This window comes from Acinetobacter sp. WZC-1, assembly GCF_052544965.1.
In genome coordinates this window covers 2820372-2844606 of sequence record NZ_CP199370.1, presented here as the reverse complement: position 1 = coordinate 2844606, position 24235 = coordinate 2820372, and the positions used below count along the sequence as shown (strand labels likewise).

16 protein-coding genes and 3 pseudogenes are annotated in these 24235 nt (G+C 48.0%); 9 read left to right on the top strand and 10 right to left on the bottom strand.

What is annotated here, in order from left to right; translation table 11 throughout:
• The first annotated feature begins 26 nt into the window (after positions 1 to 26).
• Positions 27 to 2060, top strand: a complete 2034-nt coding sequence (locus ACT6PV_RS13275; RefSeq protein ID WP_445116762.1) for a PhoX family protein — start codon at positions 27 to 29, stop codon at positions 2058 to 2060.
• Between the two features lie 150 nt (positions 2061 to 2210).
• On the opposite strand, the pseudogene ACT6PV_RS13270 reads toward ACT6PV_RS13275, so the two are convergent.
• The 5 genes and pseudogenes from ACT6PV_RS13270 to fadB all read right to left on the bottom strand — a co-directional run.
• Positions 2211 to 2516 (bottom strand): annotated as a pseudogene (locus ACT6PV_RS13270) (DsbA family oxidoreductase); the annotation flags it as partial.
• Positions 2517 to 2519: 3 nt separating this feature from the next.
• A protein-coding gene (locus tag ACT6PV_RS13265) for an IS3 family transposase (protein ID WP_445114756.1) occupies positions 2520 to 3667 on the bottom strand; the annotation gives its coding sequence in 2 pieces (ribosomal slippage) (positions 2520 to 3421 and positions 3421 to 3667; 1149 coding nt in all).
• A gap of 65 nt (positions 3668 to 3732) precedes the next feature.
• Positions 3733 to 4023: pseudogene (locus ACT6PV_RS13260) on the bottom strand (DsbA family oxidoreductase); the annotation flags it as partial.
• 221 nt (positions 4024 to 4244) lie between these two features.
• Positions 4245 to 5417 carry an acetyl-CoA C-acyltransferase FadA gene (fadA, locus tag ACT6PV_RS13255; protein WP_445116761.1) on the bottom strand — a complete coding sequence of 391 codons (1173 nt, stop codon included), beginning with the start codon at positions 5415 to 5417 and terminating at the stop codon, positions 4245 to 4247.
• A gap of 12 nt (positions 5418 to 5429) precedes the next feature.
• Positions 5430 to 7583: a fatty acid oxidation complex subunit alpha FadB gene (fadB, locus tag ACT6PV_RS13250; protein ID WP_445116760.1), complete on the bottom strand. Its 2154-nt coding sequence runs from the start codon at positions 7581 to 7583 to the stop codon at positions 5430 to 5432.
• A 520-nt stretch (positions 7584 to 8103) separates the two neighbouring features.
• Here fadB and ACT6PV_RS13245 point away from each other — a divergent pair.
• Together ACT6PV_RS13245 and lpxO are read left to right on the top strand one after the other, a co-directional pair.
• Complete coding sequence (locus tag ACT6PV_RS13245; RefSeq protein ID WP_445116759.1) at positions 8104 to 9198, top strand: hypothetical protein; 1095 nt, start codon at positions 8104 to 8106, stop codon at positions 9196 to 9198.
• A 131-nt stretch (positions 9199 to 9329) separates the two neighbouring features.
• Entirely contained in the window at positions 9330 to 10244 is a 915-nt protein-coding gene (gene lpxO / locus ACT6PV_RS13240; protein WP_445116758.1) for a lipid A hydroxylase LpxO, read from the top strand.
• Between the two features lie 92 nt (positions 10245 to 10336).
• On the opposite strand, the gene ACT6PV_RS13235 is transcribed toward lpxO, so the two are convergent.
• The 4 genes from ACT6PV_RS13235 to ACT6PV_RS13220 all read right to left on the bottom strand — a co-directional run bounded on the left by ACT6PV_RS13235 (position 10337) and on the right by ACT6PV_RS13220 (position 15226).
• Positions 10337 to 11230, bottom strand: a complete 894-nt coding sequence (locus ACT6PV_RS13235; RefSeq protein ID WP_445116757.1) for a LysR substrate-binding domain-containing protein — start codon at positions 11228 to 11230, stop codon at positions 10337 to 10339.
• 62 nt (positions 11231 to 11292) lie between these two features.
• A complete protein-coding gene (locus ACT6PV_RS13230; RefSeq protein WP_445116756.1) occupies positions 11293 to 12588 on the bottom strand; it encodes an MFS transporter in 1296 nt (431 codons plus the stop codon).
• Positions 12589 to 12693: 105 nt separating this feature from the next.
• Positions 12694 to 13785: an iron-containing alcohol dehydrogenase PsrA gene (gene psrA, locus ACT6PV_RS13225; protein WP_445116755.1), complete on the bottom strand. Its 1092-nt coding sequence runs from the start codon at positions 13783 to 13785 to the stop codon at positions 12694 to 12696.
• Positions 13786 to 14203: 418 nt separating this feature from the next.
• Entirely contained in the window at positions 14204 to 15226 is a 1023-nt protein-coding gene (locus ACT6PV_RS13220; protein WP_445117121.1) for an AAA family ATPase, read from the bottom strand.
• A gap of 241 nt (positions 15227 to 15467) precedes the next feature.
• On the opposite strand from ACT6PV_RS13220, the gene uvrC reads away from it, so the two are divergent.
• The 3 genes from uvrC to pgsA all read left to right on the top strand — a co-directional run bounded on the left by uvrC (position 15468) and on the right by pgsA (position 18889).
• Positions 15468 to 17267 (top strand): excinuclease ABC subunit UvrC, encoded by a 1800-nt coding sequence (uvrC, locus tag ACT6PV_RS13215; protein WP_445116754.1) that lies wholly within the window; start codon positions 15468 to 15470, stop codon positions 17265 to 17267.
• Positions 17268 to 17404: 137 nt separating this feature from the next.
• Positions 17405 to 18199: a thioesterase family protein gene (locus ACT6PV_RS13210; protein WP_445116753.1), complete on the top strand. Its 795-nt coding sequence runs from the start codon at positions 17405 to 17407 to the stop codon at positions 18197 to 18199.
• Positions 18200 to 18298: 99 nt separating this feature from the next.
• The gene (gene pgsA, locus ACT6PV_RS13205; RefSeq protein ID WP_445116752.1) at positions 18299 to 18889 is read left to right on the top strand and encodes a CDP-diacylglycerol--glycerol-3-phosphate 3-phosphatidyltransferase; all 591 of its coding nucleotides are present in this window, start codon (positions 18299 to 18301) and stop codon (positions 18887 to 18889) included.
• Between the two features lie 209 nt (positions 18890 to 19098).
• On the opposite strand, the gene ACT6PV_RS13200 is transcribed toward pgsA, so the two are convergent.
• On the bottom strand, positions 19099 to 20115 hold the full coding sequence (locus tag ACT6PV_RS13200; RefSeq protein WP_445116751.1) for a CorA family divalent cation transporter: 1017 nt from the start codon (positions 20113 to 20115) through the stop codon (positions 19099 to 19101).
• 158 nt (positions 20116 to 20273) lie between these two features.
• On the opposite strand from ACT6PV_RS13200, the gene ACT6PV_RS13195 reads away from it, so the two are divergent.
• The 3 genes and pseudogenes from ACT6PV_RS13195 to ACT6PV_RS13185 all read left to right on the top strand — a co-directional run.
• Entirely contained in the window at positions 20274 to 20873 is a 600-nt protein-coding gene (locus ACT6PV_RS13195; RefSeq protein WP_445116750.1) for an LOG family protein, read from the top strand.
• The gene (locus tag ACT6PV_RS13190) at positions 20870 to 21277 is read left to right on the top strand and encodes an NUDIX hydrolase (protein ID WP_445116749.1); all 408 of its coding nucleotides are present in this window, start codon (positions 20870 to 20872) and stop codon (positions 21275 to 21277) included. Before ACT6PV_RS13195 ends, ACT6PV_RS13190 begins: the two co-directional genes overlap by 4 nt.
• A 636-nt stretch (positions 21278 to 21913) precedes the next feature.
• Positions 21914 to 24183: pseudogene (locus ACT6PV_RS13185) on the top strand (type VI secretion system Vgr family protein); the annotation flags it as partial.
• Positions 24184 to 24235 lie beyond the last annotated feature (52 nt).

Below are 24235 nucleotides of genomic sequence, written 5' to 3'. Positions count from 1 at the left end.
TCTATATTTAAATGATGGATTAATTTATGACAAATTCAGCCAGCCAGCATACCCGCCGTGAAGTGCTTAAATGGTTAGCCAGTATTCCTTTTTTACCACTTGGCGCCATGGCAACTTCTGCTGCATTAACCGGTTGCAATGACGATAACGATACAGTAGTGGTTAGACCACCAGTCAATCCTGCAAAACTGAAAACAGCAACATTTATTTCCATGGATGCGCCAACCAGATCAGCTGACTCACCGACTCCGGAAGATTTGGCTGCTATGGCGACCACAACAGTCACCTCAGGATTGAAAGTCGATTGGGATGATGGAGCGGAAACCACTTATGAGCTAGCCTATAAGACCTTCCTCCACACTGGCGAGATGGTCAGTGATGGTAAAGGCGGGCAGATTTTGGCAGGCGGCTATTACAATATCAAGAATCAGCCGATTATGGACAATTCTGTTCCGGGGAAAGAGCGTCAGTTTTTTTCTGACTGTCCGGATGGTACATCTCTGCTGACGGTGAAAGATGCAAAGGTTGATGGAGTCAAGGGTAACCCTGTATTTGCAGTGGTTCAGTTTGAATACACCACCCGTGATCAGGCTGAAAATGACATGTATGGCAAGATACCGTCGCCTATTGCGGTACTGACCCTGGATCAGGACCCGGCCACTGGTCATCTGTCATTGGTAAAATATCATAATGTGGATACCTCTGCAGCGCATGGTTTATGGATTACCTGTGGTGCCAGTTTGTCTCCGTGGGGAACCCACCTGTCCAGTGAGGAATATGAGCCGGATGCTTTCGGCCAGGGTCTGGGGACGGATATGAAGACGATGAAAGCCTACAGCTTAAATGTTTATGGTGATGAAGATTCTGCAAATCCATATAATTATGGACATTTGCCTGAAGTAACCGTGCATGCAGATGGCACTGGAACCGTGGTCAAGCATTACTGTATGGGACGTATTTCACATGAACTGATTCAGATGATGCCGGATAGACGTACCGCGATTATGGGAGATGACTATACCAATGGTGGTCTATTTATGTTTGTTGCAGATAAAGCGGAAGACTTATCTGCCGGAACATTGTATGTGGCGAAATATATTGATGAGTTGAATGAAACATCGACCGCCCGGATTCAATGGCTCAATCTGGGGCATGCCACCAGTCAGGAAATTGAAAATCTGGTGAATGTTGATCGGTTAAAATCGACTGATTTGATGGACAGCCTGGCTGAAGCTCCAAAAGACGGGCAGGAAGGCTATACCCGGATTATTCTGCAAAAAACGCCGGTGTGGGTCAAACTGAAACCAGGCATGGAAAAAGCAGCAGCTTTCCTGGAAACGCACCGTTATGCGGCCTTAAAAGGTGCAAGTATGGCATTTACCAAAATGGAAGGGACCACGGTCAATGTGAAGGATAAAGTCGCTTATTCCGCTCTGGCCAATATTCAGGATTCCATGGTCAAGGCGGCAGATGACTCAAAAGGATGGGTGGCTGAACACAATGTCGCGTTTGCAAAAACGGTGAAGGCTGGTGGAATCCTGGCACATGATCTGGGCGGCGGGCAAAAAGATGCAGATGGTAATGCCATTGACAGTGAATGGGCGCCCTACCAGTCACATATGCTAAGAATGGGGCAGGATATTGCTGCTGCTGATGATCCGTTAGAGATAGGCAATACGGCTGATCCGAATAATATTGCCAGCCCGGACAATCTGAAATTCTCTGAAACATTCCGGACGCTATTTATTGGTGAAGACAGTGGGAACCATGTCAATAACTATCTGTGGGCTTATAATGTGGATACCAGACAATTGGACCGTATTTTGTCCTGCCCGGCAGGTGCCGAATCCACAGGCCTGCATGCAGTTGATTCGATTAATGGCTGGACCTACATTATGAGTAATTTTCAGCATGCCGGAAACTGGGAACCATTGCATGACAAAGTAAAAGATCAGCTGGATCCGTTAATCCGTGCTAATTATAATGATCGTTTTTCTTCTGCAGTGGGTTACCTGACTGCGGACCCAATTGCGCCTTCAGTTGAGAAAAAAGGTTCCTGATACTGAAAAGCAGTTGATATTTCCTCATGAAAAAACCCGCATAATGCGGGTTTTTTCTGTCATAAGGTCGCTTGTTTTATTGTTGATCGGTTGCCTTTTCACAGAATTTTTCAGGGTGAAGTGATGCCATCCAGTTGCTCAGATATAGACTTAACGGTCCGTAGTAAGTACCTGTTTTAATACCTGTGCAAATACTTCACGGGGTTGAGCACCGGTAAGTACGAGCCGCTGATCAAAAACAAAGAATGGAACCCCTGTTATATGCAGTTGTTCGCGGGCAATTTTTTCATCCTGCCGGACAAAATCTGCAAACTCATCTGAATCCAGTACACGCTCTACTTCACTATGATCGAGTCCAATAGCTAAAGCGATATTTTTCACCGTTTCACGCTCCCCAATGGGCAGACCTTCGGTCATATAGGCATGAAAAAAAGCTTCTTCTGAATAGCCACTAAGAATCTAGATACACGCCAGCTTCATTTCATAAAACGTCTCGAAGTCCTTTGGCGACCGCTGGTCGTTAGCACCATGGCGACGTTTCACGTTGTAGAACATCTCAATATACTCAAATATATCTGATCTAGCTTCAGCACGCGTTGAATATATTTTCCGTTTAACTCTTTCTCGTTTCAGTAATTGGAAAAAGCTCTCTGCCACAGCATTATCGTGACAGTTGCCGCGACGGCTCATGCTGCTTTCCAAACCATGTTGCTTCAGAAAGGCTTGCCATTCATGACTGGTATATTGGCTACCTTGGTCAGAGTGAACCAATACTTTATTTGTTGGCGATCTACGCCAAACTGCCATCAATAAAGCATCAAGAACTAGCTCTTTAGTGATCATTGGTTTCATAGACCAGCCAACGACTAACCTTGAGAAAAGGTCAATCACAACAGCTAAATACAGCCAGCCTTCATGAGTACGGATATAAGTGATATCTGTTGCCCATGCTTGATTTGGCTGTGCAGGATTAAACTGCCGATCTAATGTATTGGCTTGAACAATAGGTTGATAGCCCTTTGAATATCCTGGTTTTCGATAGCCACGTTGGGATTTCAAGCCTTCCTGTCGCATCAGTCGATGTACACGATTAACTCCACAAGGCTCACCAATATCACGCAAGTCACAGAAAATCTTGCGATAGCCATATACACCGCCTGACTCTAACCAAAACTGTTTAATCAGGCCTGACAGTTGTTTGCTACGTTTGGCTGTAGCACTCAAAGGTTGTTTCAACCATGCATAATAGCCACTGGGATGAACCTCCAGTACCGAGCACATTCTATAAATTGACCAGACCTGCTGGTGATCCTTGATAAAGGCGTACCTCATTTTGACTGGCTGGCGAAGTACGCCGCGGCCTTTTTTAAGATATCACGCTCTTCTGTAACTCGTTGCAGCTCTTTCTTTAATCGAGCCAACTCTTTGGTTTGATCTTCAAGAGCAGTAGCTTGGGGTGTTTTAGGAAAGTATTTCTTAACCCAAGCATAAACACTATGGGTCGTTGTGCCTAATCTTCCCGCAACCTCTGCAACACTGTAGCCTTTCTCAATGACTTGCTGCGCTGCTGCAATCTTGAACTCTTCGGTAAATCGTTTGCCACTCATAAAAACACCTCTTAATTAGCTATTTTATCTAACTATTCGGTATCGACAAACTTAGTGGCTATTCAGAAGGTATTGCCTGAGCTGGCCTTCTGCCAGTTAAACTGGATACCTTCACTCAATGCTGCCTGGGCGATATTGCGTTGCATTTCTTCGCTTTGTTCCAGGCTGCGGTTATATTTTTGTGCCAGTCGTTCAGTATTGGAGACATTATGTTTTTCCGGGGCATTCGGATCCAGTTCAAAGCTATGCCAGATAATGTCAGGTTGAATGCCGGCTTCGGCGGCTGCATGTTCCAGTCGTTTTTTGCCGATATAACAAAAGGGACAAACCACATCTGACCAGATGTCTATGTGCATAAGGAAATCTCCAGTTTGATAGTTCAGACTGATGATGAAAGTAATTACAGCCAGATTAAAGCTGTAATTTGCAACAGTGAATGATGAAATTGCAACTCTGCGGTGTGTACTTCTAAATGGTACAGACCTGGCGCATCAAATAATCAGTTCAGTTATGTTTTGAGTGACATAAAAAATCCCCGCATGAAAGCGGGGACTTTTATCTGAACACATCGAAAAAATCAGACACGTTCAATAATGGTTGCAATACCCTGACCTAAACCGATACACATGGTTGCAAGGCCCACCTGGGTGTCCTGCTGTTCCATGACGTTCAGCAGTGTGGTGGTAATACGGGCACCGGAACAGCCCAATGGGTGACCCAATGCAATTGCACCACCATTTAAGTTAATTCTGTCCTGACGGTCATAGATGTTCAGTCCTTTCATTACAGACAGGCCCTGAGCAGCAAATGCTTCATTCAGTTCAATGGTCTGAATGTCATCTATGCTTAAACCGGCACGTTTCAGTGCTTTCTGTGTTGCAGGTACAGGACCGTAACCCATAATTGCTGCATCACAGCCGGCAATTGCCATGGAACGGATGACTGCACGTGGCTTAAGCCCCAGGTCCTGCGCACGCTGAGCTGACATGAGCAGCATGGCAGACGCACCGTCAGACAATGCAGAGGAGGTTGCAGCAGTCACTGTACCGCCTTTCGGATCAAATACAGGGCGTAATGCTTCAAAGGCTGCAAGGTTTGCATCCGGGCGAATCACTTCGTCCACATCGCAAAGTTCCAGGAAACCTTCCTGGTTGTGGCCCAGAATACCAACGATTTCATTTTTGAACAGGCCTTCCTGAGTTGCTGACCAGGCGCGGACGTGAGATTCAACACCGAACTTGTCCTGCTCCTCACGGGTGATGCCATTCATGCGACCCAGCATTTCAGCAGTCAGGCCCATCATGTTGGATGCTTTGGCATAGTGCCTGGATGCTTCAGGGTTCAGGTCAATACCATGCATCATGCCCACATGGCCCATGTGTTCCACACCACCGATAATGAACACATCACCCTGGCTGGTTGCAATCTGAGCTGCGGCTGTATGAATTGCCTGCATGGATGAACCACAAAGGCGGTTGACAGTCTGACCGCCAACAGTTTTTGGCAGGTCAGCCAATAATACGATATTACGGCCAATGTTCATGCCCTGTTCCAGGGTCTGGTTGACACATCCCCAGATGAGATCTTCAACTTCATTGGTGTCAAACGGGTTACGGGCAATCAGGGCACGGACCAGCTCAGCAGACATACTGTCGGCACGAACATTTCGGAACATGCCGTTTTTCGATTTGCCCATGGCGGTACGTACACCATCAACAATCACAACGTCACGTGGATTTAAAGTAGCCATTCACGTCGCTCCTTAACCGTAGAATTTTTTGTTGTTAGCAGCCATGTCACGCAACATCTGTGGCGCTTCATAAGCCTTACCTAAGTGTGCATATTTGTCGCACAGGGCAACATATTCAGCAACACCTGTCTGGTCGATGTAACGGCATGGACCACCACGGAATGGCGGGAAGCCGATTCCCATGATCATGGCCATATCTGCTTCAGAAGCCGTTGCAACAATGTTGTCTTCCAGGCAGCGAACTGTTTCGTTGCATAGTGCAAGCATCATACGGTCAATGATTTCCTGAGCATCAAACTCATGTTTTGCCGTAGTTGCCATGGAAGCCACAAGCTCATATGCTGCCGGATCGACCACTTTGGCTTTTTTACCCTTACGATCAAGTTCGTATTTGTAGAAACCGATGTCATTTTTCTGACCAAGGCGTTTGTTGTCGTACATGATTTCAATGGCGCCCTTGTAATCAGGCTTCATACGGTCAGGAAAACCTTCTGCCATGACTTCTGCACCATGTACGCCTGTATCGATACCCACCACGTCAATCAGGTAGGCAGGACCCATTGGCCAGCCAAATTTTTCCATGACTTTATCGATTTGCTGAAAATCAGCACCGTCTTTCAATAACAGGTCAAATGCGCCAAAGTAAGGGAACAGCACACGGTTGACCAGGAAGCCTGGACAATCGTTCACTACGATAGGTGTTTTACCCATTTTCTGGGCAAGCACAACAGTGGTTGCAACAGCTTCTTCAGAGGTCTGTTCACCACGGATTACTTCCACCAATGGCATCATGTGGACCGGATTAAAGAAGTGCATACCGACAAAGTTTTCAGGACGCGCCAATGCTTTCGCCAGGCGGGTAATGGAAATGGTTGAGGTATTGGAAGCAATAATTGTGTTGTCACGCACCTTGCTTTCCGTATCCTTTAATACTGCTTCCTTGATTTTTGGATTTTCAGTGACGGCTTCAATGACAATATCCACTTCCTTAAACTCATCATAGCTTAAAGTCGGACGGATACGGGCAAGGGTTTCACCCATTTTTGCCGGGGTGAGTTTTTTACGCTCAACCTGTTTGGTCAGTAACTTATTGGCTTCAGCCATCCCCAGCGCAAGTTGTGGATTACCAATATCCTTCATGATGATTGGTGTGCCTTTGCTTGCTGCCTGGTAGGCAATGCCGCCACCCATGATCCCTGCGCCCAGTACGGCAGCCTGGTTCACCGGATGTGCACCTTTTTCATGATGTTTGGATGCTTTCTTGACCACCTGGTCATTGATGAACAGACCAATTAAAGCGCCGGCCTGCGGTGTAACAGCAGCTTTTGCAAAACCTTCTGCTTCAACTTTTAAGGCTTCATTGCGTGGCAGACTGGCGCCGGCCTGAAGTGAGTCAAGCAGTAGTTTCGGTGCCGGGTATTGTGCCGGGTTGGCTTTGGCCAGTACCACCCCTTTGGATGAATTAAACGCCATCATCTGTTCAAGCATGTCCAGTTTAACCGGTTCAAGCTTTTCCTGACGTTTTGCTTTCCAGTCCAGACGACCGGCAATAGCCTGTTTAACCAGGTCAACGGCAGCATCCTGTAATTTGTCGGCAGTAACCACGGCATCCACCGCACCATCTTTCAGTGCAGCTTCCGGTTTTTTAGGCACGGCCATGGCCATCCATTCAATGGCATTGTCAATACCGATGATACGGCTTAAACGCACACTGCCACCAAAACCAGGGTAGATGCCCAGCTTGATTTCCGGCAGTCCAACCTGAGCAGTTTCAGACATGACCCGGTAGTCACAAACCAGGCACATTTCAAAACCACCACCCAGTGCCATACCATTAATGGCTGCTACTTTAGGAATCTCCAGATCTTCAAAGCTGTTGAAGACCTCATGAACGGGCATGAGCCACTCAACAATGGCTTTTTCACCCTGAGCGAAATTATCACCGAATTCTGTAATATCTGCGCCTACGATAAATGTAGATTTAGCTGAAGTGACAATTAAGCCTTTTACATTACTGTCAGCCTTCACTGCTGCAATGGCAGCCTTGAAATCTTCAATTGTTGCGCGGTTGAATTTGTTAACCGACTCACCCTGTAAGTCAAAGCGGAATTCTGCAATTCCGTCCGAAAGCATCTGGACGGTAATGGCATTGCCAGCGTGGATCATGCCCTGATCTCCTTTTTGGAGGACTTCTAAGTTAATGGTTTGAAGCGTGCGTGCATTTTTCACACACATTTTTGCTTCACTCATCTTACGATAACTATAGCTAAAAAGAACATAACAAGTTGTATCAAGCCGTGACGCAAGGGTCACCGATTTTATGACATGGAGATCACATAAAATGAAGGTTGCGTTGTATCTGAATTTTACTGCTTCAGCATAACCTGGTTTTATTGAGCTTTTGTGTCGATGCTGGTTTGAAATATCCGTTCGCAGCTTTTTATCCCGGAATATTCTGCGTGGATAACATGACCTGACTATTGCCGAAATTCTGATTCATGAGTTTTTTTATGAATCTTTCATGATCTTTTTCCGAGATACTCTGCATGACTTCCAGGGTGGATAACCTGCCAGGCTGAGTATCTCAGCGGTTGGGAAATATGGATGGATCTGTTTTCGCTCAGTTGATCAAATTGTGAAGAAAAGATAGACTTACTGCACGATTCAGTAAAAATAGAAGTAGTTTATGTTAAAAATAAAAAATTCCGTCGCACTAATCACATTGCCTTTCTTTATCGCTGCCTGTGGCGGCGGAGGTGGTTCAGACAGTGGAAATGCGTCTGCTCCCTCCTCCCCGGCCAGCAACAGAACACCTGTTCCACAAACATTGTTTGACGGAGAAAAAACACTGTATGCCTATAACGTGCAGCAGGATGATGATTTCTCTGTATGGGGCAGTACAAAAACAGAATGGTCCCTGGATCAGGGCGTATTGTACGAAAAAACAGCGAATCCTGCGTTTAATCCCTATATCGTGACTGAAAAGGGTGGTTTATATGTCCCGGAAACCCGGGAAAGCTATGATGCAATTCAGGGGTTCAGGCATGTTTTTGTTCAATCTGTGGGTGAGACTGAGTGGGTCACTACCCCGTATAATCAGGCCGGTCTGAGGGAGCTGAAGATGACCCGGACTTTTCGGGTGATTGATTTAAACGGCGTGCGTATTTCAGAACAACTGGTTCCGTTTGCACCGGTTTTATATGATTTGTGGACTGCCAGGGGAGAGCAGGCTGCCGATCCGGAGGCATTTATTTCCAGACTGGGTGCAAGTCAGGATGTATTTCCGGCCGGTGCAAAATGTATTCAGATGCAATCTGTAAAGGCCGGAGCGGTTTCCCTGCAATTTAATCCGGATCCGGCGCTGGCGATCACAGGTGTCCGGAATTTACAGGGTTGGGCTGAGCAGGAAAAAATAGCTGGGAATGTATCCAGTGCCAATCCAGTCATTGAAACATGGGGTGGTTTAAGGGTTGGTTATCTGGTGAAGGATGGTACAGACAACACTGGAACTGAGTATCTCTTTGCGATTGAATATCAGGGGCAGGTCTATCGTGCCTATCCGTCCGACGGCAGTTGGTCGCTGGATGCTTTTATTAATGCATTGAGCAATGAGCTGAAACAGGGTAACTCATATACTGAGCTGATCAATATTATGGGTGCCGACGATGCTGAATCCTATGTGAATCAGACCATTGAAGTGACCCGCAATAAATGTGATTTTTACAATACCGCAGCGGCAGAAAATATCGACACGCTGCTGGATAAACTGAACGGAAAATAAGTGTTCTGGCTATGACGTTAAGCCTGGACATTGAGTGCAAAAGCAACCACTTGCTTTTGCACTTTAAAAACTATTCCTGATTTCATCAGAAATAGTTAAAATATGCCTAATTTTTTTGTGGTGGATATTTGATGATTAAGTGGGTCATCCTGGCGATTTTTGTGATTTCGGCGTTGTATATTCAGCATCGGGGGAAAGTGCGCCATTCGTTTTATCGTCAGTTTTTTGATCATTCGACTATACTCGCACCTGTTAATTTTCTGATGTATATGTTCTCCAGGGTTCCAAACCAGCCGTATATTGAGGCGCAGCATTTTCAGGATCTCAAGGTGCTGGATGACAATTGGGAGATGATCCGTGATGAAGCGCAGAGCTTATATGACAGGGGCGGTATTAAAGCCTCCAGCAGCTATAATGATCTGGGCTTTAACTCATTTTTTAAAACCGGCTGGAAGCGTTTTTATTTAAAATGGTATGACTCTGCCCATCCATCTGCGGCGGAACTCTGCCCGAAAACCACGGCACTTTTAAAGACATTACCGACCATTAAGGCTGCGATGTTCACTGAACTTGCACCGGACAGCCGATTGGTACGTCACCGTGATCCTTATGCAGGGTCATTGCGTTATCATCTGGGGCTGATCACGCCCAATGATGATCGCTGTTTTATTGATGTCGATGGCGAACGCTATAGCTGGCGGGATGGACAGAGCGTGGTGTTTGATGAAACCTATATTCACTATGCCGAGAATAAAACGGATGAAAATCGGATTATTTTATTCTGTGATGTAGAGCGTCCCTTAACCACCCGATGGATGGAACGTTTTAACCACTGGTTTGGTAAAAAGGTCATGACAGCGGCCAGTTCTCCCAATGAAGCAGGAGATCAGACCGGTGGGCTGAACAAAGTATTCGGTTATGTGTATCAGATCCGAATTAAAGCCAAAGCACTCAAAGCGCATAACCGCAAGCTGTATTATGTTCTGAAATGGTTTTTGATGCTGGGTTTATTCTTTCTGATTTTTGTACGTCCCTATGTGTTTTGATGTGTTCTGATACGCGCTTTAACCCTGTAAATCAGTTGGTGCTTAAACGGCCGGGAATATGGATGATTCCCGGGCTTGTACGATAGCTGAATCTATGTAAGGTCTGATTGTGAAATGCCGGCACTGGATATGCAGTCATGAAACAGTTCAGCAATCATGGGGCGTTGTTTGCGAATGGCCAGGCAACACAGACGATATTCAATATGAAAGGGATGCTCAACAAAGGTGATGGCCCGGGTATTGGGTGTATCCATATACTCCACCAGTGAGACAAAGCCAATGCCGACTCCGTGGGCAATGGCATGTACAATCGCTTCACGGCTGTTCAGCCGCATGACACAGTCCAGTTCAATTCCTCTTTTTTTACAGTCCTCTTCCACAATTTGCCGTGTCCGGGATCCACTTTCACGCAGGACCAGCTTTTCATTGCGGATCTGATCAACCGTGATCTGTTTTTGCCGTGTCCAGGGATGATCTTCACGTACCACAGCAACAATGGGGCAGCGCTGATACAGACAGGTGTACAGGTCAGCAGGAAATTCCGGTTGCGCCAGAATGGCAACATCAATATCAAAGTTATACAGTTTTTCCAGAATGTCAGCAGCAGAAGACAGTGTGGTCTGCAATTCAATATCCGGGTATTGCTGTTTCAGTCTGTAGGTCAGATCCATGGCGATGGGTGGCGACACGGCACCAATGCGGAACATACCGGCCTTGCGTTGCCGGAAGCTTTGCAGCAATTGCACTGCTTCATCTTCCAGGGCAAACATGGGGCGGGTAATTTCGTACAGCTGACGTCCGGCCAGGCTCATTTCAATAAAGCTGCCGCGTCTGTGAAACAGTTCGACCTGGAAAACCTCTTCCAGCGCACGGACCTGCTCACTGACCGTGGGTTGGCCGATGCTTAAATATTCCGCAGCAAGTGTAAAGTTACCTTTATGTGCAACAGCATAGAAGGAGCGAAGCCATTTATGATATTTATGCATAGTTAACCTGGTTATTGAATCACAATTTCAGTTAAGCCCCTGAGCTGCTGGCTGCGTACAGGCTATCTGCGTACAAACAGTGCGACGAAGGCACTGCATATACAGGCAACTGCAACCACCATGAAAATCAGCGAGGTGTTGCCGGTGATATCCAGAATTCTACCAATAATCGGCTCTGCCATCCCGGCAAACAGATAGGATGAAAAATTCATGATACCGGTTGCTGTTCCTGCACGTCGGGCACCGACCAGATCAGGACAGAGTGCCCAGAAACTGGAGGCTGGTCCATAAACAAAGAAACCGCAGAGGAATAATGCAAAGATTCCGACCATGCTGTGGGCTGGCAGGCTCCACATCCAGATACTGGTGATTGCACCCAGAACCATATACAGCATTACCGCCAGATAGCGTTTTGAACCAAATAATTTATCGGATACCCAGCCATTGCTGAGCGCACCCACCGCCATGCCGACCGGTAAGGCCACTGTAATCCATTTTGGATCAATCAGACTGTCACCACTTTTCCAGTCAGCGCCCAGAAAATGTACCGGCACCCATATAATCAGACCATAACGGGCAGCATTCTGAAAACCCAGTGAAACAGCGGCAATCAGCAGACGTGCATTTTTCAGAACGGCCTTATAGCGCTGCCATGAACTTTCGGCTTGTGTGGTGGCTTCATGAACCTTATCTGCCGGGTTGGCAACACCGGTGTCCTTTAAGGGTTCAAACCCCAGGTCCTGCGGGCGTTCCCGGGCGACCAGGTACAGCATGATGCCCGCGGCCAGCATTAACAGGACCGGTAAACGGAAGATCCAGCGCCATTCGAGCCCAAGTACATCAATGATGACGACTGAGGTAATATAGGACAGGACTGATGAACAGCCTGCGGCAAAGGTATAAAAACCATAGACCTTACCACGTTCAGAAATACCCCACCAGTTTGACAGCAGCCGGCTGCCGGGTGCCCAGCCCAATGCCTGAAAATATCCATTGATACTCCACGGCATGAGTAAACTGAGAAAGCCGGTGCCAAAACTCATCATCCAGTTGGTACCGCATGACAATACAGCACCGCTTGCCATCAGTCTGCGACCACCGAATTTGTCGGTCAGGTTCCCGTTAATGGCCTGTCCGATGGCATAAGCCCACAGCATGGATGCAGAGATCCACCCCAGTGCGGTGCTGCTGAGGCCCAGTTCAGCCTGAATGCCGGGAATGGCAAAACCAAAGGTTTGCCGCCCAGTGTAAAAGAACAGATAGCAAAACATGACAGCCAGCAGCATGCGCCACTGTGCACGACGGAATACAGGAGGATGTTGTCCTGCAAAAGCGGGGATAGTCTGTGTACGGTCCATGACTTTTACCTTTTATTATCTCTGTGCCTGCACGGTGCAGGAAAAATGGTGTTGTTCTGAGGTATCTGTAAATAAGAAGGTGGCATTATTGCGGCCTTAAAATTTTCATGTGTTGTCTGATCCAATAAAGTTTTTTCCACGTGCACCCTGCATGGCAGATTGAATGATTTGCTCTGCTTCCGGTGCTGAAACACCATAGTCACTGAACTGGGTGGCAACATTCAGACGGTGTAAAAAGGATGTCAGCGCAGCCTGTGCATATTCACGATCCGGGCCGAACAGGCGCCGTAAAATCTGATCCCGTGAAGGGTCACATCCCCAGGCCAGCCCCAGCACATAGGGCAGGCAGAATGAACAGGCAATGCCATGTGCCAGACCATAGCGCAGCGTCATTTCATAGGAAATTGAATGTGCAAGTGCTGTCCGGGTGTTGGAAAACGCCAGTCCTGCCTTTAAGGCCGCCAGCGCCATATGTGAGCGTAACTGGAGATTTCTGGGATCCTGATGCAATTCCGGCAGATATCTGAGAATATCTTCAGCCGCGGCAATCGCCAGTGTGTCCGAGACGGGATTGGCATTGACATTCCAGATGGCTTCCAGGGCATGTGAAAGTGCATCCAGGCCGGTGGAAATGGTGATATGAACCGGCAGGGAAAGCATCAGCTCCGGGTCAATAATGGCAATACTCGGCCAGGTACATGGCAGGTGCAGGGAATATTTTTTCTGTCGGGCGTGATCCCAGATGGTGGCCCATGGGGTCACTTCACTGCCTGTTCCGGCAGTGGTTGGTACTGTGATCAGGGTTTTACAGTGTGTGGGGCTGAATGTCTGCTCCTCAGCCAGCCATGCCTGTAATTCATCAAAACGACCGGAAGCGGTACCGGCCATCAGGGCTTTGGCGGTATCAATGGTACTGCCGCCACCGACTGCCACAATCACCTGACAGTCGGCGGTCTGTTTCCAGAACTGCTGATAGGTCTGCGCCAGCTGACTGACATCCGGGTTGGGCTGAATATCTTCAACAATATATATCAGACGCTTTCCCAACAGCTTTTGAATCCGTTCGGTCAACCCCAGTTGTCGTGCTTCGGGAAAGATTACCAATGCGACTTTCTGACCCTCAGTCAGATCGGAAATCCGCTGAATACTGCCATTGCCGGAATATGTGGTGACCGGGTTATAAAACATCGTGGACATACAGTTTTGTCCGAGGGTTATTTATAATATCCGGTATAATTGTGCTTTATATAAATGGACTCAAATCGATAGATTTTAACTGGTTATCGCTTAAATCGATACCTGATTTTTATATAAAAATTTTCATCATGCTGAAATATTTATGTAATAAAATTCCAATTAAATTAATTATCTATTAAATATTTTTCATAATCATTTCTCTTGATAAATCAAATGGTTTTTGAGTGTTATAAAATACAGTTAACTGAATAAAATAATTGATAAAATAAAAAACCGCCTGGTAGATTAAACTAAAATATGCGACAAGTCTGGTCTTGATAAAACAATATAACTGAAATATTTCTGTCATTTTTAAAACATTCAGTAAATATTTTTAAAATAGAAATTTTTTGTAATTTCGCCCAATGAAGGAACGGAGTTATGTTGATGTGATGTCCAGTTGCCCGGCAACATCATCCACGACCAGTTTCCTTGTGTCGGGATATTTCAGAAAATGAACGGCCAGCAGAGGGTCCAGCTCAGTCCGCAGTCTCCTGGCCAGGTGCCTTGCGCCGAACCGGAGGTCATGATTGCGATAAAAACGAGCTTTGGCTGCATCGGTCAATACAATTTCACGGCGCTGATGCCGCAGACGCAGGTTGAGCTTTTCCAATTCAATCTCAACCAGTTGCGGCAGAACATCATTTTTTACCGGCTGGTAATGCAGGGTGCGTTCTATACGGTTTAAAAACTCCGGATCAAATTTTTTAAACAGGGCTTTTTCAATAATCCGTTGTGTCGGAATTTGCTTCAGGCATAAATTCTGAATTTTTCCGGGTAAAAATTTTAATTTGTCCAGATAGTGCTGAGCGGCCTGTGCGCCGGCATTACTGGTCATAAAAATCATGCAGTTGCGAAAGTCGATGGTTTTTGTTCCGGCGGTTAATGTCAGTTTGCCGGTATCCAGCACATTCATCAGTCCCCGCAGTACTTCAGTACTGGCTTTTTCCAGTTCATCAAATAACACAATACCCGGGTAGTGATGTGAACCCTGAATGGCGGTTTCATCAAACAGACTATGGCCTTCCCTGGAGCCAACATAGCCTGGCGGTGCGCCGGTGATGGCTGCTGCATAATGCTCCTGGGCCAGGGTATTCATGTCGATCCGGCAAAAAGCATCCGGACGGCCGTAAATGGCTTCACTGATGAGGCGTACAGTTTCAGTTTTTCCGACGCCGGTGGGGCCAAGCATCAGCGTAACGGACAGCGGGCGTTCAGGGCTGGAAAAGTCAGCTTTGACCACATGCAGCATTTTCTCAATTTCATTCAGTGCCGGGGCCTGCCCCAGAATGCGCTGACGTAAAAACTGCATGACCTGTGCCGGATCAAAATAAAAACGCGGCAGTTCAATCCGCTTGTCGCGCTGCAGGTCTGAGGAAGACCGGGCAACAGGGGGAAGCATGTCTGCAGTGGATTCAGCCTGGTTCATATTACGCACCCTTACATGTTCATAAAATCGATCAGATCATGATCTGTCAGTTGCATTATTTCAGCATAACAAAAACCCGGATGCGTGGGGAATTTTATCGCCCCGGGCGCTGTTAAAACCGCAATAGGGCACGTACAGTTGCTGTATGTCTGCTTGAAAAGCGTAGAATGAAGACTTATACATACACCACTATAGATGATCTGACAGGATGATTGTGAACACCAGTGCCCGCCCGCATATCGAAAAAATTCTGGCCAATATGACCCAGCTGCCCGGTATTTACAAAATGCTGGGCAAAGAGGGGGAGTTATTGTATGTCGGAAAGGCAAAGAATCTAAAAAACCGGGTGTCGAGTTATTTTTTAAAGAACATTGAACACCCTAAGACTCAGGCGCTGGTTGCCCGGATTTATGATATTGAAACCCTGGTGGTGCGTTCTGAAACAGAAGCCCTGCTGCTGGAACAGAATCTGATCAAACTGCATCATCCGCCGTATAACATCATGTTGCGGGATGATAAATCCTACGTCTATATTTTTGTGTCTGCTGATCAGCCATATCCACGGATTGCCAGTGGCCGGGGTAAGGGAAAACATCAGGTCGGGAAATTCTTTGGGCCTTATCCGAGTGCCTATAATGCACGGGATACGCTGCTGGTGGTGCAAAAATTATTCAATGTGCGGCAGTGCGAAAACAGTTTTTTTGCTCAACGTAAACGTCCCTGTCTGCAATACCAGATCAAACGCTGTACCGCACCCTGTGTTGGGTTAATTTCTCCTGAGGAATATCAGGAAGATGTTAATAGCTCAATTCGTTTTCTGAACGGGGACACCCGGGAGCTGAATCAGGAACTGATTGGGAAAATGGAAAAGGCTGCTGAACAGCTGGAGTTTGAAAAAGCCGTCTTTTACCGGGACCGTATGGCCTTATTGCGGGATGTACAGGCCCAGCAGGCCATTTATAAGCTCAGGGGGGAGGCGGATATTATTGCCATTGCCTATCAGGCGGGGGTGACCTGCGTCCAGATCATGCATGTGCGTAACGGTAAAATGCTGGGCGGCAAAAGTTATTTCCCCGATATGCTGGGCGATGACCTCGGGCAGATGCTCTCAGATTTTATGGCCAATTTTTATTTTCAGGTGGCCGATGAAGTTCCAGCGGAGTTGATTGTCAATGTTGATCTGCCCAATCGTAAGGATATGGAAGCTGCGCTGCGACAGCAGTTCGGGAAAAAAATACAGATTAAGCCACATGTCAGGGAAACCCGTGCCGAATGGCTGGAACTGGCAGAGATGAATGTGCAGCATGCCATCAGGGGCAAGCTGGCCAGTTATCTGGAACTGAATGAACGTTTTTATCAACTGGAACAGGTGGTGGGGCGTCCTGTGGACCGGATTGAATGTTTTGATATTTCCCATACCATGGGGGAAGCCACCATTGCCTCCTGCGTGGTGTTTGATCATGGCGGCGCGCGTAAGCGGGATTATCGCCAGTTTGCAATTCATGATATTACCGCCGGGGATGACTATGCTGCGATGCGTCAGGCTCTGACACGACGTTATAAAAAGGCAATGCTGCCGGATTTATTGCTGATTGATGGCGGTAAGGGTCAGTTGCATATGGCAATGGAAGTGATGCAGACACTGGGACTGGAGGCTTTCATGATCGGGGTATCCAAGGGTGAAGGCCGTAAACCCGGACTGGAAACCCTGCATTTTACCGACGGGACAAAAATTCAGTTACCGGAAGATCATAAAGCGCTGCATCTGATTCAGCAGGTCCGTGACGAAGCCCATCGTTTTGCCATCACAAAACATCGGGCAAAACGGGACAAGCGGCGGGGTTCATCCGTGCTGGAAGCGATTCCGGGACTGGGACCCAAACGCCGCCGTGATTTGCTGACTCATTTCGGTGGTATTCAGGGAGTGCTTAAAGCCTCGGAAAAAGAATTAAGCCAGGTCACTGGTCTGGGTGAGGTCATGGCCCGGACCATTTACAGCGTTCTGCATGAATAGCCCGGCCATTATCAGACCAGGGTTGCCGGCGGTCAAAAAAGATGGCCGCAATGCAGCTGACGCATAAGTCACTCATCAGTGATGGCACTGTGCTACATATACAGCATGAATGTATTGGCAAAAAATAGGGATCAGTTATGTCATTATCACAGATATTCAGCGAAATTGAACGCGGTGAGGCGGTCGGCCTTCCGGCAGGGTGGTTACAGGGCAGAACCATTTACGGTGGCCTGGTGGCCGCGATGCTGGTACATAAGGCAATACTCACCGTTAACGATCCTGAAAAATGTCTGTTGAGCACCAGTATCACTTTTGTTGGACCGGTACAGGAAGCCAGTGTGAGACTCACGGCTGAAATATTGCGCCAGGGCAAGTCGGTGACCAGTATTGAAGTCCGTCTGTGGCAGGATGATGCCGTACAGAGTATTCTGCTGGCCAGTTTTGGAACTCAGCGCGACTCGGCCATTGAGGTGCATCATGAAAAGGTTGCGCCGGCATATCCCGGCGTTGATCAGTTGATGATTGTGCCGGATAATCCATTTGCACCACAATGCTTTCAGCAGTTTGAACTGGCCTGGGCAGAGGGGAATTATCCATGCACAGCGAGCAAAATGCCGGATTTTGGCGGCTGGTTCCGTTTTGATCCGACCCTGCACGAAAGCCGGGACATGTCAGTGGCCGATCTCATGGCTCTAATGGATGTATGGCCGCCGGGTGTGCTGCCCATGTTAAAAATACCGGCCCCGGCAAGTTCACTGAACTGGCATGTCAGTTTTGTCAGCCCGATTCAGTACAATATGCATGACTGGTTTAAGTACAGGGTTGTCACGGATCATGCTGAACATGGTTATGCCATCGAATATGCCTGCATCTGGGATGCTCAGGACCGTCTGGTTGCCATTTCCGGGCAGACCGTGACTGTATTTGCCTAGTCGACAGCGTCATATGAATCGTTTAATATGACCGGGAATAAAGGGCTTTCTTTAAAATTTTTTGCCTGATAACAATAGGCGGATAGGGGACAAACTGCGGTGTCTACTACGGGTCGTATCCTGAACATACCAAATATTCTGACGCTGGCACGTATTGCGTTAATTCCTGTATTTCTGCTGATCGCCTATTGGCCGCCTGCAATTGGTGTGGGGGGACATGAGGGCAGTGTGACCCGTCATGGTATTCTGACGGCTGTTTTTGTATTGGCGGCAGTGACGGACTGGCTGGATGGCTATCTGGCCCGTACTCTGAACCAGACATCGGCTTTCGGGCGTTTTCTCGATCCTGTTGCCGATAAATTAATGGTGGCTGCTGCACTGATTGTATTGGTGCAATGGAAGCCGAATATTGCCATGGCATTTGCCGCCATTGTCATTATTTCCCGGGAAATCACGGTTTCAGCATTGCGTGAATGGATGGCGGAACTCGGTGCGCGGACCAATGTCGCGGTGTCCACTGTGGGTAAATATAAAACGGCATTTCAGATGATTGCCATTACGGTATTTCTGTTTAACTGGCAACCGCTTGAATTACTGGCGTATGCCCTGCTTTATACCGCGGTAATTTTAACGCTGTGGTCCATGTTCATTTATCTGAAAGCAGCCTGGCCTTATTTAAAGCGCCCCTGATCTGACGAATATTCAAATTTTTTTATTCCACAGGATGAACCAGGTGGGCGCTGTCCTGTAACGCAGTAAAACAATCAGACGATTTCATCTGAACCGCGAAAGTGGGCTGCAGTTGTTTTCCCTGGTTTTTTCAAAAAATAAATCAGTCCATCGGGACAGGCATATGGGGTGTCGCAAAACCGATTTTGATGTGATCTACCGGAACAGGTTTAAATCCATTTTTTCCATCGGAAGTAAATCAGTGGTCCGACAAGGAATGCCATGAGAATGGCAAATACCACGGTAAAACTGGTGGCGCCATGTGCAAACGGCAGAATCTCGGTATTCATGCCGTAGATACTGGCAATCAGCATGGGAGGTGCCAGCATGCTGGGTAAAATGGAGAATCGACGAATGGTGTCATTCTGTTCGGTATTAATGAATCCTGATGTGGTGTCGAGCAGGAACCGTACTTTCTGGAACAGGAATGCATCGTGTTCCACCAGTGAGCGGACATCTTCACTGAGCTCCCGGATATCGGCATCGTAAATATGACTGCCCAGTGCCCGGGGGCGGGCCAGAAAAGTCAGTACACGACGTAAATCGATCAGGCACAGCTGTGCTTTCCCCAGAATATCTTCTTTTTGTGCCAGGCGGGTGATCATGTCGTCCAGGTCCAGAATCGTTTCACGGTGACGGACGTTCAGTACTTCTGTGGAATACAGTTCCAGATCCTTGTGGATATCTTCCAGGATATCCGCAAGTTCATCCAGTTTGGCTTCAAGCAGGCCCAGCAGAATCCAGGTGGGATCCTTGTAGTCAATTTCATAGTCATTCCGGCGGGCCCTGGCTCGAAATGCCCGGAATGCCACCAGTTTTTCACCGCGAAGGGTAAACAGCCGGCTTTTATGCAGAATGAAGGCAACCGTCTGCACAGTGGCCAGCATGTTGGATGAGTCTTCAGGATCACTGCTTTCGACCTGATAATTTTTGTTTTTCGTTAAAAAATAGGTACTGATGTGTAAAATACCATCATCATCACGGTAAAATCGGGCAGATGATGAGATGTCTTCCAGCGATTTTAGGGTTGGCAGGTTCTGCTGGTAAGCTTCAAGGACCCATTCCTGTTCTTCCTGTGATGGAGCAATCAAATCCACCCATACCAGCTCGGGGTGCAGGTCGAATCCGCCATTAATCGTCGCATCTTCAAGGCTACCGCGCTCGGTGGCGTAAAAGGCTTCAAGCATTGTGTCTTTTTTCTCCCTTGCGCAGCAGGAATGAAATCGATGCGTGTATTTTAGACAAGGATGCGGTGAAAAACACAGATTACATCGCTATTTTTTTTAAAATCTCTCAGATAGTCTACTTTTAAAGCATGACAAAAGTACAACAGGGTTAAAGATATATGAAATCTATTGCTATTTTTTGCGGCTCAGCCTTAGGAACGGATCCGGTTTTTGAAAAAACAGCACGTCTGACGGGTGAAACCATTGCCAGTCAGGGCAAAACCCTGGTGTATGGTGGTGGGCGTTCAGGTCTGATGGGCGTTGTCGCAGACAGTGCACTGGAAGCCGGTGGTCGGGTCATTGGTGTGATTCCACAGGGACTGGTGGATCGGGAACTGGCACATCCTGAGCTGACAGAACTGCATATTGTGACGAATATGCATGAGCGTAAAAGCATGATGTCGGAACTTTCAGATGGATTCATTGCCCTGCCTGGCGGTGCCGGTACGATTGAAGAGATTTTTGAGCAATGGACCTGGGCGCAGCTGGGCATACATTTAAAACCCTGTGCATTTTTAAATGTGGAAGGCTTTTATGATGATCTGATCCAGTTTATTCAGCTCACTGCGGAAAAAGGTTTTTCCCGGACACGTTTTACTGAAACGCTGATTCATTCGAATTCCATTGCCACCGTGCTGGCATTATTTGAATCCTATGCAGCACCGGAACCCAAGTGGAGCAGCAGGGATCAGGAAGCATTGGTTCAGCTTGACTCATGAACAGCATTACCGTTGCAGCAGCCATCATTTTGAATGAACGGAATCAGTTACTGCTGGTCAGAAAACGCAATACGGCCTATTTCATGCAGGTGGGAGGTAAGCTTGAAGCCGGGGAATTGGCTGAAGTAGCCATGCTGCGGGAAATTCAGGAGGAAACCGGCAGCCAGGCAACCATCCGGCAGTTTATTGGCCGTTTTGAAACCAGGGCAGCCAATGAAGCGGATCATCAGCTGATCAGCTATGTTTATTGGGTTGATTTGCATCAGGCGCCATATATGAATGCTGAAATTGCAGAAATGAAATGGATGGGACTGGATGATGATCAGACCTTACTTGCCCCTTTGACCACGGAAGTGGTGATTCCGTGGTGTAAGCAGAATCTGTTGCATGCATCGCAAGTTTAGGCTGAGCCAGCTGTCCGGTCTGCTGTGCAGGCAGGATCCAGTCATCCAGTGTGGTACGGGCGATATTGAACGTCGTACAGGTATTTGATTTATGCTTACTCTTTTTGTAGGAGTTCATGACTTTCCTGTGTAAATCTTCTGAATATATCTTTGGCATGATAGCAGGCAATCCAAAAGGGTTTACCTATTGTAGTTCAAAAAATGTATCCAGCTATAATTGCAGGGCTTATCAACTGGATGATTAAAATATGATTTACGCAAGAAGTCTATTCAAAAGTACAAAAAACGAATTGATAGCCAATGATTTGAATCAAGTCACATGTATGAGTAATTAGGTGGTTTGACTATATTGTTATGGTGCAGCACCTGAAATATACAATTTCTTTTACTCATTTTTTGATTTATATTCCAGACCACCTGTCCGAAAAAACAGCGTATAAAATCCAGTCTGAAAAAGAGAAACTGATAAAATACTCATTAAAATAAATACACTGGTTTGAATATGACTTTTTGTAACAAAATGTCTGTAAAGAATTATTACCATTAAAATTAAAATGTTGATGGATAAACCGGCAATTCTGTTTCTATAATGCAGACAATGCATTGAATAACAATTAATTTCTGCTAATGAATTTCATATTACAACACATCCACGCCGAAATGGACCGGCTCGGGCTGAGTGCCCGCAACCGCAGCCTGCACATCCAGTTTTCAGACCCGGGCCTGAACCTGCAGCTGTTCCTGCAGCGCATCGACGCCGGACACGCCCTCAATGCCGGACTGAAGGCCGAACTGCTGTGCCTGTCCATCAATGCCCATATCGAACTGAAACAGCTGATCGGCTGCCGGGTGGCCGTGGACACGGTGACCGACCTGGGGCAACTGCACCGCATCAGCGGCATCATCACCGGGGCGGAAGCCGGCCAGTCGGATGGCGCGCTGAGCATCTACCGGCTGCAGCTGCAGGATGCCACGGCACTGTGGGAAAAACGCCGCAACAGCCGGGTGTTCATGAACAAAAGCGTACCGCAGGTGGTGGAGATCCTGTTCCGGGAATGGCAGCAGCGCAGTCCGCTGTTTGCCGCATCACTGCAGCTGGACACCCGGGGCCTGAGGGAGGATTACGACATCCGGCCCTTCATCATGCAGAGCATGGAAAGCGATGCGGCATTCATCCAGCGCCTGCTGATTTCCGAATCCATCAACAGCTTAATTGACGAAAGCGAGCCGGTCCCGGCAGACGTGACCAGCCCGATCCAGCCGCAGCTGCTGCGGCTGATTGACGACAACCGGCACTACCGCGCACTGGCACGGGGCAGCATCCGCTACCACCGCAGCGATGCCACCGAAGCCCGGGACAGCATCGACAGCTTCAGCGCACAGCGCAGCCTGCAGCCGACCGCAGTCCACATCCAGCGCTGGCAGGCGGAAGGCCTGTACCGGCAGGACGGCAGCGGTTCAGTGCCCAGCCTGCATCAGCACTCGGCCCAGCACAGCGTGGCCCGGCTGGGCCTGGAGGATGCCCGGCAGGACAGCCCGGCGTGGACCGCGGACCTCAACGGAGACGACGGCGCCACCCGCGCCGGCAACAGCCAGCCGGAACGGCTGAACCTGCACCTCAGCCGGCTGCACGAACTGCGGGCAAAACAGTTCACGGCAGAGGGCAGCGTACGCGATGCCCGGGTGGGCTACTGGTTTGAACTGGAACACCACCCGGAACTGCAGCGGCATGAGCGGTCTGAGCGGGAACTGCTGATCACGGCAAAAAGCCACTGGCACGAGAACAACCTGCCCAAAGCACTGCAGCAACAACTCAATGCCTTACTGACAGACCGGGAACGGCATACTCACAACAACAGCAACCGGCACCAGCGCAGCCGGCTGAGCCTGATCCGGCGGCAGATCCCGATGGTGCCGGAGACTACGACGCCCGGCAGCAGCCGGTGGCGCATCCGCAGCGGGCCCGGGTGGTGGGTCCGAAAAGCGAGGAACTGCACACTGACCGGTGGGGCCGCATCAAAGTCCGCTTCCTGTTCACCCGTGAAGACGACCATGCCCATGACGGCGGTGCCGGAACCAGGGACAATGACAGCGACTCCGCCTGGGTGGATGTCCTGACCCCGTGGGCCGGGGATGGCTACGGAGCACGCTTTCTGCCGCGGGTTGATGAAATCGTGGTGATCCAGTTCTTTGACGGCAACGTGGACCGTCCCTACGTGGCCGGACGTCTGAATGAAGGCCATCGCTCCCCGACCCGCTTTGACGGACTGGGCCAGCTGCCGGACACAAAAAAGCTCAGTGGCATTCGTTCTAAAGAAGTTGGCGGCGAAGGTTATAACCAGCTGCGTTTTGATGATACGACAGGGCAAATCAGTGCCCAGTTACACAGCAGTCATGCTGCAACCCAGCTGAATTTAGGCCATTTAAGTCATCCGAAAGACAAAGCTGAAAGTGAGGGTCGTGGTGAAGGATTTGAACTGCGGACGGACCGGTGGGGGGCGATCCGTGCGTCAAAGGGAATTCTTTTATCTTCAGAATCATCAGAGCAAGCGCAAGGCGAGCAATTAAGCAGATCCAGTATTCATGAAAATCTAAAGTTTCATAACGAAAGTAATCAATATTTTAAAGAACTTGCGTCAGCTCATGAAGTTGATGAACCTGACCTGGAATCACAAAACTCTCTTCTGGAAAAGGTTGCACAGTGGAATGAAGGTTCAGATGCTTTGGTCGCTTTACATAGTGAATCGGCCATGGTGTTCAACAGTAAAGAGAACATGCTGCTCGAAGCAAAACAAAATATTGATGTCAGTACACCGAAAAATCTTCAGTTCTTTACGGGTAAAAGCTGGATTGCAAAGGCACTGGATAAAATCAGTATTTTTGCAAAACATGCAGGGATCAGGATTATAGCAAGATGCACTTTTTGAGCTACAATAGACAAACCCCTTTAAATTGCTT

What these genes read in the sequence shown, in the direction of transcription:
- ACT6PV_RS13275 (WP_445116762.1), top strand. Translation starts at nt 27, where the DNA reads ATGACAAATTCAGCCAGCCAGCATACCCGCCGTGAAGTGCTTAAATGG.
- fadA (WP_445116761.1), bottom strand. Translation starts at nt 5,417, where the DNA reads ATGGCTACTTTAAATCCACGTGACGTTGTGATTGTTGATGGTGTACGT.
- fadB (WP_445116760.1), bottom strand. Translation starts at nt 7,583, where the DNA reads ATGATCCACGCTGGCAATGCCATTACCGTCCAGATGCTTTCGGACGGA.
- ACT6PV_RS13245 (WP_445116759.1), top strand. Translation starts at nt 8,104, where the DNA reads ATGTTAAAAATAAAAAATTCCGTCGCACTAATCACATTGCCTTTCTTT.
- lpxO (WP_445116758.1), top strand. Translation starts at nt 9,330, where the DNA reads ATGATTAAGTGGGTCATCCTGGCGATTTTTGTGATTTCGGCGTTGTAT.
- ACT6PV_RS13235 (WP_445116757.1), bottom strand. Translation starts at nt 11,230, where the DNA reads ATGCATAAATATCATAAATGGCTTCGCTCCTTCTATGCTGTTGCACAT.
- ACT6PV_RS13230 (WP_445116756.1), bottom strand. Translation starts at nt 12,588, where the DNA reads ATGGACCGTACACAGACTATCCCCGCTTTTGCAGGACAACATCCTCCT.
- psrA (WP_445116755.1), bottom strand. Translation starts at nt 13,785, where the DNA reads ATGTCCACGATGTTTTATAACCCGGTCACCACATATTCCGGCAATGGC.
- ACT6PV_RS13220 (WP_445117121.1), bottom strand. Translation starts at nt 15,226, where the DNA reads ATGCTTCCCCCTGTTGCCCGGTCTTCCTCAGACCTGCAGCGCGACAAG.
- ACT6PV_RS13210 (WP_445116753.1), top strand. Translation starts at nt 17,405, where the DNA reads ATGTCATTATCACAGATATTCAGCGAAATTGAACGCGGTGAGGCGGTC.
- ACT6PV_RS13200 (WP_445116751.1), bottom strand. Translation starts at nt 20,115, where the DNA reads ATGCTTGAAGCCTTTTACGCCACCGAGCGCGGTAGCCTTGAAGATGCG.
- ACT6PV_RS13195 (WP_445116750.1), top strand. Translation starts at nt 20,274, where the DNA reads ATGAAATCTATTGCTATTTTTTGCGGCTCAGCCTTAGGAACGGATCCG.
- ACT6PV_RS13190 (WP_445116749.1), top strand. Translation starts at nt 20,870, where the DNA reads ATGAACAGCATTACCGTTGCAGCAGCCATCATTTTGAATGAACGGAAT.